Origin of the sequence: Aminobacter sp. Y103A, from assembly GCF_030294925.1 — a bacterium.
GTDB classification, from domain to species: Bacteria; Pseudomonadota; Alphaproteobacteria; order Rhizobiales; family Rhizobiaceae; genus Aminobacter; species Aminobacter ciceronei.
Map to the genome: position 1 here is coordinate 531,052 of NZ_AP017986.1, position 15,053 is coordinate 546,104.

The 15,053-nt window shown below is 62.6% G+C and carries 21 protein-coding genes; 8 read left to right on the forward strand and 13 right to left on the reverse strand.

Translation table 11 applies throughout. From position 1 onward, the window contains the following. Positions 1–2: 2 nt before the first annotated feature. Positions 3–446 carry an EVE domain-containing protein gene (locus tag Amn_RS02500; RefSeq protein ID WP_154384566.1) on the forward strand — a complete coding sequence of 148 codons (444 nt, stop codon included), beginning with the start codon at positions 3–5 and terminating at the stop codon, positions 444–446. Here Amn_RS02500 and lhpI read toward each other — a convergent pair. Genes lhpI through sppA form a run of 4 tightly spaced genes read right to left on the reverse strand, consistent with a single transcriptional unit; the run spans position 430 to position 3,113 of the window. Continuing rightward, positions 430–1,401 (reverse strand): bifunctional Delta(1)-pyrroline-2-carboxylate/Delta(1)-piperideine-2-carboxylate reductase, encoded by a 972-nt coding sequence (lhpI, locus tag Amn_RS02505; protein ID WP_286294466.1) that lies wholly within the window; start codon positions 1,399–1,401, stop codon positions 430–432. The genes Amn_RS02500 and lhpI overlap by 17 nt on opposite strands. A gap of 36 nt (positions 1,402–1,437) precedes the next feature. Next, positions 1,438–1,767 (reverse strand): LapA family protein, encoded by a 330-nt coding sequence (locus Amn_RS02510; protein WP_067954871.1) that lies wholly within the window; start codon positions 1,765–1,767, stop codon positions 1,438–1,440. 44 nt (positions 1,768–1,811) lie between these two features. Next, a complete protein-coding gene (locus tag Amn_RS02515) occupies positions 1,812–2,096 on the reverse strand; it encodes an integration host factor subunit beta (RefSeq protein ID WP_055981346.1) in 285 nt (94 codons plus the stop codon). Positions 2,097–2,138: 42 nt separating this feature from the next. Beyond that, a complete protein-coding gene (gene sppA / locus Amn_RS02520) occupies positions 2,139–3,113 on the reverse strand; it encodes a signal peptide peptidase SppA (protein WP_263005338.1) in 975 nt (324 codons plus the stop codon). A gap of 411 nt (positions 3,114–3,524) precedes the next feature. Between sppA and lptC the strand changes: the two genes are divergently transcribed. From lptC to ptsN, 6 genes are all read left to right on the forward strand, one after another. Continuing rightward, positions 3,525–4,100, forward strand: coding sequence for an LPS export ABC transporter periplasmic protein LptC (gene lptC / locus Amn_RS02525; RefSeq protein WP_246340568.1), 576 nt, complete (start codon positions 3,525–3,527; stop codon positions 4,098–4,100). 40 nt (positions 4,101–4,140) lie between these two features. Next, a complete protein-coding gene (locus Amn_RS02530; RefSeq protein ID WP_172582912.1) occupies positions 4,141–4,650 on the forward strand; it encodes an LptA/OstA family protein in 510 nt (169 codons plus the stop codon). After that, entirely contained in the window at positions 4,651–5,472 is an 822-nt protein-coding gene (gene lptB / locus Amn_RS02535; RefSeq protein WP_067954865.1) for an LPS export ABC transporter ATP-binding protein, read from the forward strand. It abuts the gene before it with no gap. Positions 5,473–5,661: 189 nt separating this feature from the next. Further along, positions 5,662–7,194, forward strand: a complete 1,533-nt coding sequence (rpoN, locus tag Amn_RS02540) for an RNA polymerase factor sigma-54 (RefSeq protein WP_286294467.1) — start codon at positions 5,662–5,664, stop codon at positions 7,192–7,194. A gap of 280 nt (positions 7,195–7,474) precedes the next feature. Continuing rightward, a complete protein-coding gene (hpf, locus tag Amn_RS02545) occupies positions 7,475–8,059 on the forward strand; it encodes a ribosome hibernation-promoting factor, HPF/YfiA family (protein ID WP_067954861.1) in 585 nt (194 codons plus the stop codon). A 64-nt stretch (positions 8,060–8,123) separates the two neighbouring features. Beyond that, positions 8,124–8,588 carry a PTS IIA-like nitrogen regulatory protein PtsN gene (ptsN, locus tag Amn_RS02550; RefSeq protein WP_067954859.1) on the forward strand — a complete coding sequence of 155 codons (465 nt, stop codon included), beginning with the start codon at positions 8,124–8,126 and terminating at the stop codon, positions 8,586–8,588. A 93-nt stretch (positions 8,589–8,681) separates the two neighbouring features. Here ptsN and Amn_RS02555 read toward each other — a convergent pair whose 3' ends face one another. Then, entirely contained in the window at positions 8,682–8,939 is a 258-nt protein-coding gene (locus Amn_RS02555) for a BQ00720 family protein (RefSeq protein WP_067954857.1), read from the reverse strand. Between the two features lie 62 nt (positions 8,940–9,001). Continuing rightward, positions 9,002–9,427: an Hsp20 family protein gene (locus Amn_RS02560; protein WP_154384569.1), complete on the reverse strand. Its 426-nt coding sequence runs from the start codon at positions 9,425–9,427 to the stop codon at positions 9,002–9,004. 129 nt (positions 9,428–9,556) lie between these two features. Between Amn_RS02560 and Amn_RS02565 the strand changes: the two genes are divergently transcribed. After that, a complete protein-coding gene (locus tag Amn_RS02565) occupies positions 9,557–10,498 on the forward strand; it encodes a nucleoside hydrolase (protein WP_263005336.1) in 942 nt (313 codons plus the stop codon). 72 nt (positions 10,499–10,570) lie between these two features. On the opposite strand, the gene Amn_RS02570 is transcribed toward Amn_RS02565, so the two are convergent. The 7 genes from Amn_RS02570 to Amn_RS02600 form a co-directional block, all read right to left on the reverse strand. Next, positions 10,571–11,185, reverse strand: a complete 615-nt coding sequence (locus Amn_RS02570) for a LysE family translocator (RefSeq protein WP_286294470.1) — start codon at positions 11,183–11,185, stop codon at positions 10,571–10,573. A gap of 67 nt (positions 11,186–11,252) precedes the next feature. After that, positions 11,253–12,152, reverse strand: coding sequence for a ribokinase (locus tag Amn_RS02575; protein ID WP_067954849.1), 900 nt, complete (start codon positions 12,150–12,152; stop codon positions 11,253–11,255). 66 nt (positions 12,153–12,218) lie between these two features. Further along, entirely contained in the window at positions 12,219–12,650 is a 432-nt protein-coding gene (locus Amn_RS02580; protein WP_246790358.1) for a hypothetical protein, read from the reverse strand. A 32-nt stretch (positions 12,651–12,682) separates the two neighbouring features. After that, positions 12,683–13,180 carry a hypothetical protein gene (locus Amn_RS02585; RefSeq protein WP_067954846.1) on the reverse strand — a complete coding sequence of 166 codons (498 nt, stop codon included), beginning with the start codon at positions 13,178–13,180 and terminating at the stop codon, positions 12,683–12,685. Next, positions 13,147–13,536 (reverse strand): hypothetical protein, encoded by a 390-nt coding sequence (locus Amn_RS02590; protein ID WP_067954844.1) that lies wholly within the window; start codon positions 13,534–13,536, stop codon positions 13,147–13,149. Before Amn_RS02590 ends, Amn_RS02585 begins: the two co-directional genes overlap by 34 nt. Before the next feature lie 34 nt (positions 13,537–13,570). Next, complete coding sequence (locus tag Amn_RS02595; RefSeq protein WP_263005335.1) at positions 13,571–14,044, reverse strand: hypothetical protein; 474 nt, start codon at positions 14,042–14,044, stop codon at positions 13,571–13,573. Positions 14,045–14,655: 611 nt separating this feature from the next. Beyond that, positions 14,656–14,976, reverse strand: coding sequence for a hypothetical protein (locus Amn_RS02600; RefSeq protein ID WP_286294471.1), 321 nt, complete (start codon positions 14,974–14,976; stop codon positions 14,656–14,658). Positions 14,977–15,053 lie beyond the last annotated feature (77 nt).

A 15,053-nucleotide genomic window follows, 5' to 3' on the forward strand; every position in this document is an offset into this window, starting at 1 on the left:
CTATGGGCACGGGCAATTGGCTGGCCGTCGCCTCGGCCGATCATGTGCGTATCGGCAGGGTCAGCGGCTTCATGCAAGTCTGCCATGGCAAGGTAGGCCCACTGCGGCGGATCGGTGCCGGAGACGGGGTGGTCTATTATTCGCCGGCGAACGTCATGGGTGGTAAGGACGGGCTGAAATCCTTCACCGCAATTGGTTGGGTGCGGGCGGGCGACGCCTATCGGTTCGACATGGGCGGCGGCTTCGCGCCTTCCCGCAAGGATGTTGATTGGGCGGCGGCACGGGAGGTACCCGTAGCGGCGCTTGCCGGCCAACTCGACTTCACCGCCATGCCCAATTGGGGTTACCAGCTGCGTTTCGGTCTCTGTCCGCTGTCCGCGCACGACTTCCGCCTGATTGCGGAAGCCATGGAGGTGGACGAAGTGGAGCTCAGGCCTTCGGCTTGAGCGACTCGTAAACGGCGATGCCGGCGGCAAGATCTTCCAGAGCGGCACCGACCGACTTGAACAGGGTGATCTCGTCCGCCGACTGGCGGGCGGGCTTCTGGTCGCGGGCGAGTTCATGCAGGTCGGCGACGATGGCGTCGGCCGTTAGCACGCCTGCTGCGATCGGCTGGACGATGTCACCGGCTTCCTTGGTGGCGCCGGCGCGGGTGTCGACATAGACTCGCGCCTTGGCGATCGCGTCGTCATCGGCCTCACGCATGCCGGGCGTGAAGCCGCCGACGAGATCGACATGGGCGCCGGGCTTGAGCTTGGCACCCTTGACCAGGGGCGTGGTCGAGATCGTGCCGGCGGTGATAATGTCGGCCCAGCCGAGTTCGGCATCGAGGTCGGAGACGGCAGTCGCCTCAAACCCCTCGTCGCGCAATGAGACAGCAAGCGTTTCGGCGTTGGCCGGCGTCCGGTTCCAGACGCGGATCTCTTTGATCGGCCGCACAGCTGCATGTGCCCGTGCCAGGAACCTGCACTGGGCGCCGGCACCGATGACCAGCAGCTTCGAGGCGTCCTCGCGCGCCAAGTAGGACGCGGCGAGTGCCGAAGCGCAGGCGGTGCGCCATTGGGTCAGGCGCGGGCCGTCCATCAGCGCCTGCGGCTCGCCGGTGATCCCATCGAGCAGCAAATAGAGCCCGACGACCGCCGGCTTGGCGATGTCGTTGTTGTCGGGCGAGACAGTGACGATCTTGACGCCGATATGCCCGTCGGCCCCTGCACCCGCGGCCTTGAAGTCAGTCCAGGCCGGCATCAGCAGCAGGGTCGAATCGGTGCCCTTGGCGCGCTCCACTGTGTGGTGATGACGCACGGGCTGCACCGCACCCTCGCGAAAGGCCGTGCGCAAAGTCTCGACCAATCCCGGAAAGGTCAAGGCGCGGTCGATGTCATCGGCCGAAAAGTGCAGCATGAAGTTCTCCCTGAAAGGTGGTCGCGCCCAAGCGGATCAGTTGGGGCGCGGCAGGGCCGGGCCCTGGGCAACCGGCGGCCGCTGGGCGGCTGCCTGGCGAAGGCTTTCGGCCTCGAGGCCGCGCTGGCGAGCGATCTTGCGAAAGCGGCCCTGCTTGAACCAGGTCACGGCACCGCCGAGAATCACCCCGAGCGCCAGTGCAACGAACAGCAGCACGAACAACGGTGCCTGGATGGTCAAAGCCGGATTGCCCGGATTGAATGGGTCGAGCGTGAACGCAGTCGGTGCGCGATTGGCCACGGCAAGCGCGATCAGCACGATCGCCACCGGCACGAAGACAACGATGAGCATGAAGCGGTTGAACATGTATTTTCCCGTTTAAAGTCCCGCCGCCGCAGCCGCCTGGCGGTCTATTTGGCCGAGTTCAGCCGCTCGCGCAGCTCCTTGCCGGTCTTGAAGAAAGGCACCCACTTTTCCTCGACCTCGACGGATTCGCCGGTGCGCGGGTTGCGGCCGGTGCGGGCAGGGCGGTTCTTGACCGAAAAAGCGCCGAAACCGCGCAGCTCGACGCGGTTTCCGTCGGCAAGGGCATCGGTGATTTCGTCGAAAATGGCGCTGACGATGTTCTCGACATCCCGCAAGAACAGATGCGGATTGCGTGTGGCAATGATTTGCACCAGTTCAGACTTGATCATGTGCTCGGTCCCCGTCGAGATGGTGATGATTTTATTTGTTTTTCAGCCGCCTGAGACAGCTTTTTCAGCCTGCCAGAGCGACAGCATACCGTCAAGGAACAAGCGGTCGGCGCCGATTTCCTTGAGCAATTCCGACGAGACGTCGCCCATGCCGAGTGCGTGGCCAAGGGCCTGGGCAATCGAGTTTGGCAGGAGGAAGCTGCCGGTGCGGGCCGGCTTCCATTCGATGACCTCGAGCTTGGCGTCGACGCCCTTGGTGCCGAGCCAGGCGATCGCCTGGTCCTCGCCGCCGACCTCGTCGATAAGCTTGTTGGCGAGTGCCTGGCGTCCGGTCCATACCGAGCCGTCGGCAAGGGCGGTGGCCTCGGCCTTCGACATCGAGCGGCGTTCAGCGACGATACCGACGAACCAGTCGTAGCTGTCGAGGATCATGTTGCGCATCATGGCGCGCTCTTCGTCGGTCGTCGGGTTGAATGGATTGGGCTCCGCCTTCAGCGGCGACGACTTGATCTCCTCGAGCTTGACACCAAGCTTGTCCATCAGCCCGGTCAGGTCGGGAAACTGCACAAGGACGCCGATCGAGCCGACGATGGACGATTTGCGCGCCACGATATGGTCCGATGCCGAGGCGATCATGTAGCCGGCGGATGCGGCAAGCGTGCCGACCTGGGCGACGACAGGCTTTTCTGCCGCGATCTTGCGCACGGCGTCGTAGATCGCCTCGCCGCCGGCGGTGGTGCCGCCGGGCGAATCGATCGACAGGATCACGCCCTTGACGGAGGCCGACTTGCGGACCTCGTCGAGGCGGCGCAGCAGGTCCTCGTCCTCGGTGATCGTGCCTTCGATGCGGATCTTGGCGATATGGCTGGCGGTCACGCCCGGAATGCGCTCGCCGGCCAGCCATGTCGACATGCCGACGACGGCGAAGGCTGCGATGAGAAACGCTACGACCCGCCAAAAGGTCAGCTTGCGTCGCAAGCGGCGTCGGTCGATCAGATCGTCGGCTTTCATGGACATGGCGTGCCTCGCATGCTGTGCAGGCTAGCGCTTTTAAAGCAACGCTTTGGCGAGAGCCACAGCTTTCCTGCCGCAGCTGACGTTGCGGGAGTTGGGATTTGTAAGCTAAATAGCCATATTGGGGTTTGCATCCAGGCAGCCGGACGCGGGGCAGCAGTGCGTTCGGTCGCAACTCTTTGACCTTATGGTCATATTTTCGTGGCTTTCATCCGCTTCACCGTGCCGGCCTGAAGGGCGGCTTGGACAGTTTGAAGAAGGACATTGCAGTTGGCGCGACCAATCGAGACGAGTGGCGGCGGAGGCGGCGTCGCGGCTGACACCGCAATTGCGCTTGCGACTTCGCGCGCCGATGCTTTCGACCTCGCAGCGCGTCATTCGCGCCGCGTCCGTTTCCTCAAGCGCGCTTTGCCGTTGGCGGCGCTCGCGCTGGCGGCACTGTTCGGTGGCTACACCTACCTTGCCGCGCCGCCGTCGCTGAAGGTCAAGGCGGAAGGTGCCGCCTTCTCCGAAGGCAAGCTGGTGATGGCCAAGCCCCAACTCAGCGGCTTCACCCGCGACAACCTGCCTTATTCGATGACCGCCGACCGTGCCGTGCAGGATCCGGCCAACCAGGGCGTCGTCGAATTGCTCGGCATCGATGCCAAGCTACCGATCTCAGCCGAGAACGTCGCCCAGGTCGATGCGGCGCGCGGGGTCTACGACCGCGAGGGCAATACGCTCAATCTGACCGAGCAAGTAATCGTAAAGACCAGCGACGGTATGGTCGCCAAGCTCAAATCGGCGTATCTCGACATGGGCAGTGGCGCGATGAAGTCTGACGAACCGGTTGAAATAAGCCTTGACGGTTCAAAGATCACGTCCGATTCGATGTCCATGCTCGAAAACGGCAAGGTTGTCGTGTTCGAGAAAAAGGTACGCGTGGACATCGATCCCGCGCGAATGAAGGCGGCGCAGAATGGCAGCGGAGGCGGGAGTGCGGCAAATTAGGTCTTGGCGGTCATTGGCCGCGTTAACATGCGCGGGCGTGATGCTGTGCACCGCCGGCGCTTTTGCGCAGGATAGCCAGAGCCGGCTTTCCGGTCTCAAGCTCTCGGGCGACCAGCCGATCCAGATCGAGAGCGACAAGCTCGAGGTCCGCGAATCGGAGAATCTCGCGATCTTCACCGGCAATGTCAGCGTCACCCAGGGCCCGACTGTCATGAAGTCGGGCAAGATGACCGTCTATTACGCCAAGGATGGCGGCTCGGCCGCCACCGGCTCGGCCAACATCGACAGGCTTGAAGTCGACGACAAGGTCTATGTGAAGTCCGACAAGCAGGTGGCCACCGGCGACCGCGGCACCTTCGACATGAAGACCGAGGTGCTGGTGATGTCCGGCAAGGAAGTCGTGCTGTCCGAAGGCGATAACGTGCTGGTCGGCTGCAAGCTCACCGTGCAGATGAAGACCGGGCTTGCCCAGGTCGACGGCTGCAACAAGGGCACCAAGGGCAATGGTCGCGTCATGATGTCGATCACACCGGGGTCGCAGAAGAAATAAATGACTGAGGCATCCTCGCTGTTGTCGCGTCTGAAGCCTGGCTCGGCGCAAAAACTTGCCGCGCCCGCGACAACAGGCAGTGCCAAGAGCGGTAAGTTCAAGGGCACGCTGATCGCCAAGGGGCTGACCAAGGCCTACAAGGGCCGGCAGGTGGTCTCGGGCGTGACGCTCGGCGTCCGCGCCGGCGAGGCCGTCGGCCTGCTCGGCCCCAACGGCGCCGGCAAGACGACCTGCTTCTACATGGTTACGGGGCTCGTTCCCGTCGACCAGGGCACGATCGAGATCGACGGCTTCGACGTCACGGCCATGCCGATGTACCGCCGTGCCCGTCTCGGCATCGGCTACCTGCCGCAGGAAGCCTCGATCTTTCGTGGCCTGTCGGTCGAAAACAACATCCGCGCCATTCTCGAAGTGGTGGAGAAGAGCCGCAAGGAGCGCGAGAAGTCGCTCGATGCGCTGCTCGAGGAGTTCCACATCAGCCATCTCCGGAAGTCGCCGGCGATCGCCTTGTCGGGCGGCGAGCGCCGCCGCCTCGAGATCGCGCGCGCCTTGGCGAGCCGGCCCAACTACATGCTGCTCGATGAGCCTTTCGCCGGTATCGACCCGATCGCCGTCGCCGACATCCAGCAACTCGTCCGACACCTGACCAAGCGCGGCATCGGCGTTCTGATCACCGACCACAACGTCCGCGAGACGCTGGGCCTGATCGACCGTGCCTACATCATCCATGCCGGCGAGGTGCTGACCCATGGCCGCGCCGACGAGGTCGTCGCCAACCCCGACGTCCGCCGTCTCTATCTCGGCGAGGGCTTTACGCTCTAGGCTGGCTGCCAGCGCGCAACGTGCCGGCGAAATGCGCAGCCTTCCTTCACCATTGCCGGGCAATGCGCCGGCAATCGCGATAGCGAATCCCCAATCTGCTTGACATGCAAAAGCCGGGCCAGTTTTATCGCGGCTGGCGAGCGCGCCGGTTTTCGGCTGCGCAGGATCGGGATCGGACCACTTCGAGCAATGGCGCTGTCGGCGAAACTACAGCTACGGCAGTCCCAATCGCTGGTGATGACGCCACAGCTGATGCAGTCGATCAGGCTGCTGCAGTTCACCCATACCGAGCTTGAACGTTTCATCGACGACGAGATCGAGCGCAATCCGCTGCTCGAACGGGCAGAAGTGCCTGACGACGCGCCGGCCGACCAGTTCCCCAAGATCGAGACCCAGGGCGAGGCCAGCGCGGCCGGCGAGGACTGGTTCGAAGGCGAGGCCGGCTGGAGTTCCGAGGCGATCTCCGAAAAACTCGACACCTCGCTCGAAAACCTGTTCCCCGACGATCCAGGCGCCGTCGAGCGCATGGGCCCCGATCTTGCCATGCAGTGGAAGTCGGCCACCTCTGGCGCCGGTTCGGGCGGCGGCTCCGAAGGCTTCGACATGGAGGACATGGCGGCGGCTGCCGTCACCTTGCGCGACCATGTCGGTGAGCAGATATCCTTCGCCTTCACCGACCCGGTAGAGCGGCTCGTTGCCTCCGAATTGAGCGACTGGCTCGACGAAGCGGGCTATTTCCGCGGCGAAGTCGACGAGATCGCGGCGCGCTTCGGTGTCGACGAGGCCTTCGTGCTGAGGGTCCTTGCCGATTGCCAGGCTTTCGATCCGGCCGGCCTGTTTGCCTGCGACCTGGCAGAATGCCTGCGCATCCAGCTCATCCGCCGCGACCGGCTCGATCCGGCGATGGCAGCGTTGATCGACAATCTCGACCTTCTCGCAAAACGTGACTTCCAGAGCCTGAAGCGCATCTGCGGCGTCGACGAGGAGGATCTGCTCGCCATGCTGGCTGAGATCCGCGCGCTCGATCCCAGGCCCGGCGTAGCCTTTGTCGGCGGCTCAGCCGATACCATCGTGCCCGACGTCGAGGTGCGCCAGGCCGCCGACGGCAGCTGGGCGGTGGAGCTCAATCCCGACACCCTGCCACGCGTGCTGGTCGACCAGGTGTATTTCGCCCAGGTCACAGGCCGCACCAAGGATCCGGCCGAGCGCAACTTCCTCAGCGAGTGCCTGCAGAACGCCAATTGGCTGACCCGTAGCCTCGACCAGCGCGCCAAGACCATTCTCAAGGTCGCCTCGGAGATCGTGCGCCAGCAGGATGCCTTCCTGGTCCACGGCGTGCGCCATCTCAGGCCGCTCAACCTGCGCACCGTGGCCGATGCCATCGGCATGCACGAATCGACCGTCAGCCGCGTGACAGCCAACAAGTACATGCTGACGACGCGTGGCGTGTTCGAGCTGCGCTACTTCTTCACCGCCTCGATCGCCTCGGCGGAAGGTGGAGACGCGCATTCGTCGGAGGCGGTGCGCGACCGCATTCGCCAGATGATCGAGGAAGAGCAGGCCTCCGACGTGCTGTCCGACGATGCCATTGTGGATATCCTCAGGAAAAGTGGCGTCGACATCGCCCGCCGTACGGTCGCCAAGTACCGGGAAGGCATGAACATCGCCTCGTCGGTGCAGCGCAGGCGTGAAAAACGCGCGCTGGCAGGTGCCGCCGGCTAGGGCGAAAGGCGCGGAATTCAGGCCTCTCCCGCGCTTGATTGACAATCCTTAATGAAGTGTCTAGAAGCCCGCCCGCATGAAGAGGGCTCAGCCCACCAAGGAAAGATGCGGCACAGGATGGCTTGTGACACGAGCCTGCGGCTGCCGGCGGGTGGCCCAAGATCAGCCGACAAGTTCGGACTTAAAATTGGTGTGACAGGCGAGCCAACGCTTGTTTGCATCTGCCACGGGTATAAACTCGGACCGGTTTGAAGTCTGAACAGAAAAGGTCAGTTTTCAGATGAGCCTGCGCATATCAGGAAAACACATGGACGTCGGCGATGCGTTTCGTACGCGCATTGAGGGACGTATCGGCGAAGCGATCGGCAAGTATTTCGATCGCGGCTTCTCCGGGCACGTCAACGTCGTGAAGGCCGGCTCGCGCTACACCGCCGATTGTGTGGTACGGCTCGATTCGGGCATGTCGTTGCAAGCGACCGGTGACGCACAGGAACCGACTGCCGCGTTCGACGCGGCGGCCGACAAGCTCGAGACTCGCCTGAGGCGTTACAAGCGCCGGCTGAAGTCGCACAATCTGGGCGCCGGCAACGGTGAATTGACCGATGTCGCCTATTCGGTGGTCGCAGCGCTCGTCGATGACGACGAGGATGTGCCCGAAGATTTCGCGCCCGCCATCGTTGCCGAGTCGACGATGGTTCTGAAGACGATGTCGGTTGCATCGGCCGTCATCGAACTCGACACCAAGGATAGCCCTGTTGTGGTCTTCCGCAATGCCGGCAATGAGCACCTCAACATCGTCTACCGCCGGTCTGATGGAAACATCGGCTGGATAGATCCCTCGACCGCAAAGGTCGCCCAGGGATAGTAGCCGCCACCGCATGTGGGGTTTTGGGGCAATGCGGCGGTGAGCACAGCAAGGGAATTTCAGCATGGATCTGAGTGATCTGATCGAGGCTCCGGCAATCATGCCGGCCTTGAAGGCGAATTCGAAGAAGCAGCTTCTGCAACTTCTCGCCGAAAGGGCCGCATCGATTTCCGGTATCCCCGAGCGGGAGGTGTTCGACACCATCCTTCAGCGCGAGCGTCTTGGCTCGACGGGTGTCGGCAATGGCATCGCCATCCCGCATGGAAAGCTCGCAGGCGTAAAGCGCATCACCGGCGTTTTTGCGCGTCTGGAAACGCCCGTCGATTTCGAGGCGCTGGACGACCAGCCGGTCGATCTGGTCTTCCTGCTGCTGGCCCCCGAAGGGGCGGGAGCCGACCATCTCAAGGCGCTGTCGCGCATTGCACGCGTGCTGCGCGACGCCGATACGGTCGCCAAGATTCGCGGCACGCGTGATGCGGCGGCGATCCACGCGCTGCTGTCGGAAACGCCGGCTTCGCACGCCGCCTGATTTCGATTTTTCGGAAAAGTTTGGGAAGGGCCGCATCTTGCGGCCCTTTGCCGTTTCGCCATCCTGTCGCCGGCCGAAAGCGCGGGCTACAGGTTAGTGGATGGCTACGGTCGTCAGGTCGTTTTCCATCGCACCCGCAAGCGCGCGGTCACGGGCATCGGACAACAGGATCGGTTCGCCGGTCGCGGCAAACAGCGCCCACAACTCGAGGCCGGGATCGATCTCGGTCAGGCCTGGGAAACGGCCGCGCAGATCGTCGCTGGATACCTTCCTGAGATAGGCGACGGAGCCTTCGCCGAGATGGGCGAGCTCGCCCGTGGTCATCGTGTGTCTCTGGGCAGTATTGGGCATTGTAGCCTCCTTCTAGCCAGGATGCCGTATTGGCCATCCCGCATGAGAGCCATCGGCAGTGCTTAGTCTGCTACCGATATGTTTATTTTCCGTACCAGTCGCTCGGCTTCCGGCCGGTCGAGATCGACCGAGAGCAGACCGTTCTTCAGATCGGCCGCAATCACCCGCATCCCGTCGGCCAGCACGAAGCAGCGTTGGAACTGTCGTGAGGCGATACCGCGATGCAGGAACTCGCGCTCCTTGTCGTCGCTCTGTCGACCGCGCACGATGAGCTGATTCTCCTCGACGGTGACTTCGAGATCGTTTTCGGCGAAACCGGCGACCGCAAGCGTGATCCGCAGCCTCTCGCTCCGTTCATCGGCATCCCTGATGCGTTCGATGTTGTAGGGCGGGTAGCTGTCGCCCGACTTGGCAAGGCGCTCCAGCGTCTTTTCCATCGTGTCGAAGCCCAGGAGAAGCGGGCTTGAGAAGGGCGTCATACGGCTCATGTTACAGCTTGTCCTCCGAGAGCGACATAATGCGGAAAAACCCGGATGGCATTTTCCCGTCTGTTGTTGATATGGTCCGCGCCGTCGGCAACTTCAAGACTGCAAAAAACTGCCCAACAAGGAAAGAAAATGCCCGTACCGCGCAAGATAATCATCGACACTGACCCCGGTCAGGACGATGCCGTCGCCATTCTGCTGGCGCTGGGGAGCTCCGAGCTCGACATTCTGGGAATTACCGCTGTTGCCGGCAACGTGCCGCTCAAGCTGACCGAAAACAATGCCCGCAAGATCTGCGAGCTGGCAGGCCGTCCCGACATCAAGGTCTATTCCGGCGCCATCAGGCCGCTGATCCGCGAACTGGTCACCGCCGAGGAAGTGCACGGCAAGACCGGCCTGAACGGCCCCGATCTGCCCGAACCCACAATGAAGCTGCAGGAACAGCATGCCGTCGACTACCTCGTCGAGACGCTGATGCGCGAGGAAGCCGGCACCATCACTTTGTGTCCGCTCGGCCCGCTCACCAACGTCGCGCTCGCCCTCATCCGCGAACCCAGGATCGCCCCACGTATCAAGGAGATCGTCTTGATGGGCGGCGGCTTCTTCGAAGGCGGCAACGTCACCCCTGCCGCCGAGTTCAACATCTATGTCGATCCGCATGCGGCCGACGTGGTGTTCCGCTCGGGCGTGCCGATCGTCATGATGCCGCTCGACGTCACCCACAAGGCGCTGACCACGACCAAGCGCATCGACGCCTTCCGCAAACTCGGCACCAAGGTCGGCCTTGCCACGGCGCAGATGCTTGAATTCTTCGAACGCTATGACGAAGGCAAATACGGCACCGACGGCGGGCCGCTGCATGATCCGTGCGTCATTGCTTACCTTCTCAAGCCGGAGCTGTTCCAGGGCCGCCACTGCAATGTGACAGTGGAAACCTCCTCGGAGCTGACCATGGGCATGACCGTCATCGACTGGTGGGGCGTCACCAAGCGTCCGAAGAACGCCATGGTGATGCGCGACATCGACCATGACGGCTTCTTCGCGCTGCTCGTCGAGCGCCTCGGCCGGCTTTGAAGCTGCCAATGTTTGGATGAAGAAGGGGCGGCACATGGCCGCCCCTTTTGCATTGCCGATCTGGCGAAAGATCTACCGCGTCCGCGAAAACGCCAGCCAGACGCCGCCGCCGACAAGGAACGTGCCCGAGATGCGGGTCATCAGCTTGAGGCGTTTGGCCGACAGGAACTTGCCGGCGCGGCCTGCGGCAATCGCGTAGGCCGAATCCGACATCGCCGCGAAGACCATCGCTGTGACGCCCATGATGACGATCTGTTGGGCGTAGTTGGCGCTCGGGTCGATGAACTGCGGGATGAAGGCGCCGAAGAAGATCAGCGTCTTGGGGTTGCTGATCGCAACCAGGAAGCCCTGCAGGAAAAAGCCGCCGCGCGGCCGCCTGGGCGTGCCGTCGGCGGCGAGCTCGCCTCCCGCGCGGAACATCTGAATGCCGAGCCAGATCAGATAGGCGGCGCCCAAAAGCCGGACCCACTCGAACCAGTGCCCCATCGCCTCGATCATCTGGTTGAGGCCGATGCCGACGATGGCGATCATCATGGCGACGCCGATCTGCGTGCCGGCGGCGTTGGCGAGGCCGGCGCGCGTGCCATGCCTGATGCTGGACGCGATGATCAGCGTGACCGTCGGCCCCGGTATCAGCACGATGACGATGCAGGCGACGACATAGGCGGCGTAGAGTTCAAGCGACATGTTCCGTTCCTCCGGCGGTCGCCCGACACTAAGCACGCGAAGTTTTTGCGTGTCTAGTGGGTGGAACTCAACCCATGAGTGCTGTGTCCACCTCGGCGGCCAGCGGGATCGCCGGCTGGGCGCCTGGCTTCAGGCAAGCGAGCGATCCGGCGGCGGCGGCGCGGCGGAGCGCGTCCTTGAGGTCGAGTCCCGCGGACAGGCCGGCAGCGAGATAACCGCAGAAGGTGTCGCCGGCACCGACGGTGTCGACAGGGGTAATCTTTAGCGCCTCGACATGGATGAGCTCGTCGCCCCTTGCCGCCAGGACACCATCCCCGCCGAGCGTGACGATGACAGTGGCGCCGGTGCTCCGGGCGAATTCGCCCATCCGCTCCGGCCGTTCGCCCGCGGGCAGCGAAAGCGCCTCGGCGTAGAGGTCGAATTCGGTTTCATTGGCTATGACATAGTCGGCCTTGCCGACGAAGCTTGCCGCCTCGGCGCGGAAGGGGGCGGTGTTCAGTATGGTCACGGCGCCGGCACTGCGTGCCGCCTCAAGCGCCGCGTCGACGGTCGCAAGCGGGATCTCGTGCTGCAGGAGCACGATGTCGCCCTTCTTGAACTGTGCCTTGGCGAGATCGCCCGGCACCACCGAACCGTTGGCCCCCGGCACCACCGCGATCATGTTCTCGCCGTCACCGCCGACAAGGATCAATGCGATGCCTGTGGCGGCCTGGATCTCGGCCACGCCGGAAAGGTCGACGCCGCCGCTTTTGAGGAAGGCGACGGCCTCGCCGGCGAAGGCATCCTTGCCGACCGCGCCGACCATGCGCACCTCAGCGCCCGCGCGTGCGGCGGCAAGCGCCTGGTTGGCGCCCTTGCCACCGGGCGCCGACTTGAAGTCGCCGCCGGGTACGGTCTCGCCCGGGCCGGGCAGGCGGCCGACGGTTGCGATGAGGTCGAGGTTGATGGATCCGACAACGGTGATCACGGCAGTCTCCTGAAAAGTCAGCCGGAAACTACATTGTGTCGCGGTCGCTTGCCAGATGGTGCCTGGTCATTCGCAGCGGAAGACGACCTGGGCCTGGTAGGTGCCGGCCGGGAATATGCCGGTCGACTTGGTGGCTGTCAGGTTCACCGGGATGATCCTGGTTCCGTTTGACACCCGCGTGATCGTGCTGCCGCCATAAGTCACACTATCCACCGTGTAGGTGGAGGCGAAGGTCACGTTGGCATCGCCGCCGCTTGGCGCCGAGAGGAAGTTGACCGGGGCGGGTGCCGACAGGCCATAGCAGTCGAGCAGGTTCAGGATCGAGCACAATAGCGAGCTGGTTGTCACTGTCACCGAGGCGGCCGAGCCCCCGGCCTGGCTGGAGCCGAAGACATTGATCGTCGGATTGGGCGACAGCGTGCCCGTTGTCTGGACGTTGATGGTGCAGGTGCCGATGATCGCCGCCTGCGCAGGCGCAGCGGTGAGCCAGAGGCTCAAGATCCCCAGGACAGAAGCGCCGGCGCGCATGGTCACTGCCCCGTCTGTTTTGGTGGCGGCGTCTTGCCATCGGTCCAGCCGCTGTCTGCCCAGCCCGCCTTGGAATGCTGCACCGAGCCGGTGACATCGCCTCCGCCGGGTGCACCCAGCCCCATCTTGAGCAGCTTCAGCTCCATCTGCAGCCGCGCCACTTCGAGCTCATAAAGTTTGGAGCAGTCGAGCCGTTTCGGCGTGCGCCCGATCGGGATGACGACGCGGCCATAAGTGGCGATGTCGTTGTTCTCGCGGTTGTTGCCCTGGATCACGCCGACATCGAGATAGGCGCCGCTGCCCGATACGGCCGAACGGCAGGTCGTGCCATCCGCGGCGCGCACCTCGTCCTGGCCTTGCGGCAATGTCACGCCCGGCAAGGAGAAGCCGCTCTGGTTCTGGTTGAGATTGTAGACGTCCTCTGCCCAGGACGCGCAAGGCGTCAATGCGGCGAGGCTCGTGAGCGTCAGAAACGCCGCTGTCCGAGGAATTTTCCGCATATTTGAGCCTTGATCTGCGTCTGTTCATTTGGAAATGGCACACTTTCCGTACATATACGCACTTTACGCTCATTGTTGCCGTCGAACGGCACGACCACGAGGACCGGTCGTGACGCCTCTGCCCCCAGCATGAAACTGTCGGGCGCTATCTTGGCGTCGACCGGCTGGAAGTTCTGGTCGTAGACCCGGACATCGATCCGGATCTTCTTGTTGTAGGGGTTGGATGGAAACACCCGCACAGCGAAGGCATCGGTGAAACTCGTCACTTCGCCGCGCATCGGCGACATAGACTGTGCGGACGCGGGGCTGGCCGCCAGACCCATTCCGAGAAATGGAATTGCCAGACTGCGTAGCATCAAGCTCTCCCTGTCTTTCCTGTCTGCGCAGGCGTTACTGGCATGTGACCGTGACGGTGGCCGAATAGTTGCCGGCGGCGAAGATGTCGGAGCCGGTCTTGGTGCCGGTGAGGTGGACGGTGACGGTGTCGACGCCGGGCGTCGACAGGTTGGAGGAGGCCCCTGTTTCCGCAACCGTATGGGCACCTGCCACCGAATAGGTCGGCGCCCAGGTGATCGGGGTGACATCGGCCGGCGGCACGGTGATTGCAGTTGGCGCGCCAATGCTGATCGCGACATTGCCCGTTGTGGTGGCCGTGATAGTGCCGGCCACGCCGCCGGCATTGTGCGAGCTCAACGATTGCAGGTCTGGGCTCACCGTCATCGTGCCGCTGCCGTTGGTGACGACCAGCGTGCAGATTGCCGCGACAGTGCCGTTGAAGGTGACGTTGCCGGTGGCCGCGAGCGCCGGCTGGGCAATAGAGTAAGCCGCTACGGCAAGACCTGCAGTGAGAATGCAGTATTTCATTCTGTTCTCCGGGACCGCAAAAAATGCATCTGTCCTGGAGGCGACGGTGATCCAGTATGGTTAATTTGATATTAACGCCAAACTCTGACCAAAAGTTCGTTTGTATGCATATAATTTATTCTACATGGATTCGAGATTTTCGACGCGGCGTCAATCTCGTTTGCTGTGTTGAATTAAAGTATTTTTTATAAATTGTTTTATCGCAGCAAATTATTTTCTCGAATTGAGCGGCCATCCCGTCAAGTATCTGTGCGTTACGGCCGAGCCAGCCGTGAGGTGACTATGGTCCACAGCAGCAAGAATATGCTCGTCGACTAAGCATGGCGAGATTTTATCGCAGTCTCTTTCAAACAATATGATCGATGGCTGATATAATCTCGCCAATGGCGCGCAGCACAAGCATACGAGCTTATGCGGCGTCAGGCCCGCAGTTGACCCAACAGCAGCGGGCGCGAGTTAGCCAGGCTCAACCAACCAATGAAGATTGGCGAACCAGCTGATTGGATTGAGCTTGAAAAGCGTCGCCTGGAACTCGATACCTTCAAGGAGCCAAGACGAAAACACGATTTCGTCACCGCCGGAGGCGGGCCGTCATCATGTGCAGATCGGTGCTACTGCTTGGAGCCGCCACTGGGTTGCTTTGACGCTTCGATCAGGTCCGCCTGGCGGACGAGGCCTTCTGCGATTTTCCGTGCCTGGTGCGGCTTTATCAGAAGTTCCACACTCTCAGCCGTGGCCTCTCCACGACGAACCCGCTCAATATGCTCCTGGGAGGTCACATACTCAAGACGAACAATAAGGTTCCCCGGTTCCAGCGCGTTGATATGCACGTTGATCAGGTTCGGTGTGTTGGTCGTGTTTTCAAATTTTGCAGGCATGGGCGTCCCCTTCCGAATCTGCGGATCATGCCGCTCCACCAACCAATAGTCCATCAGCCGCCTCAACGCACTTCTCGCCAACGAGTGCGATCGACCGTGGTCAGAGATGAAACCCGAAGCCGGCGCAATGG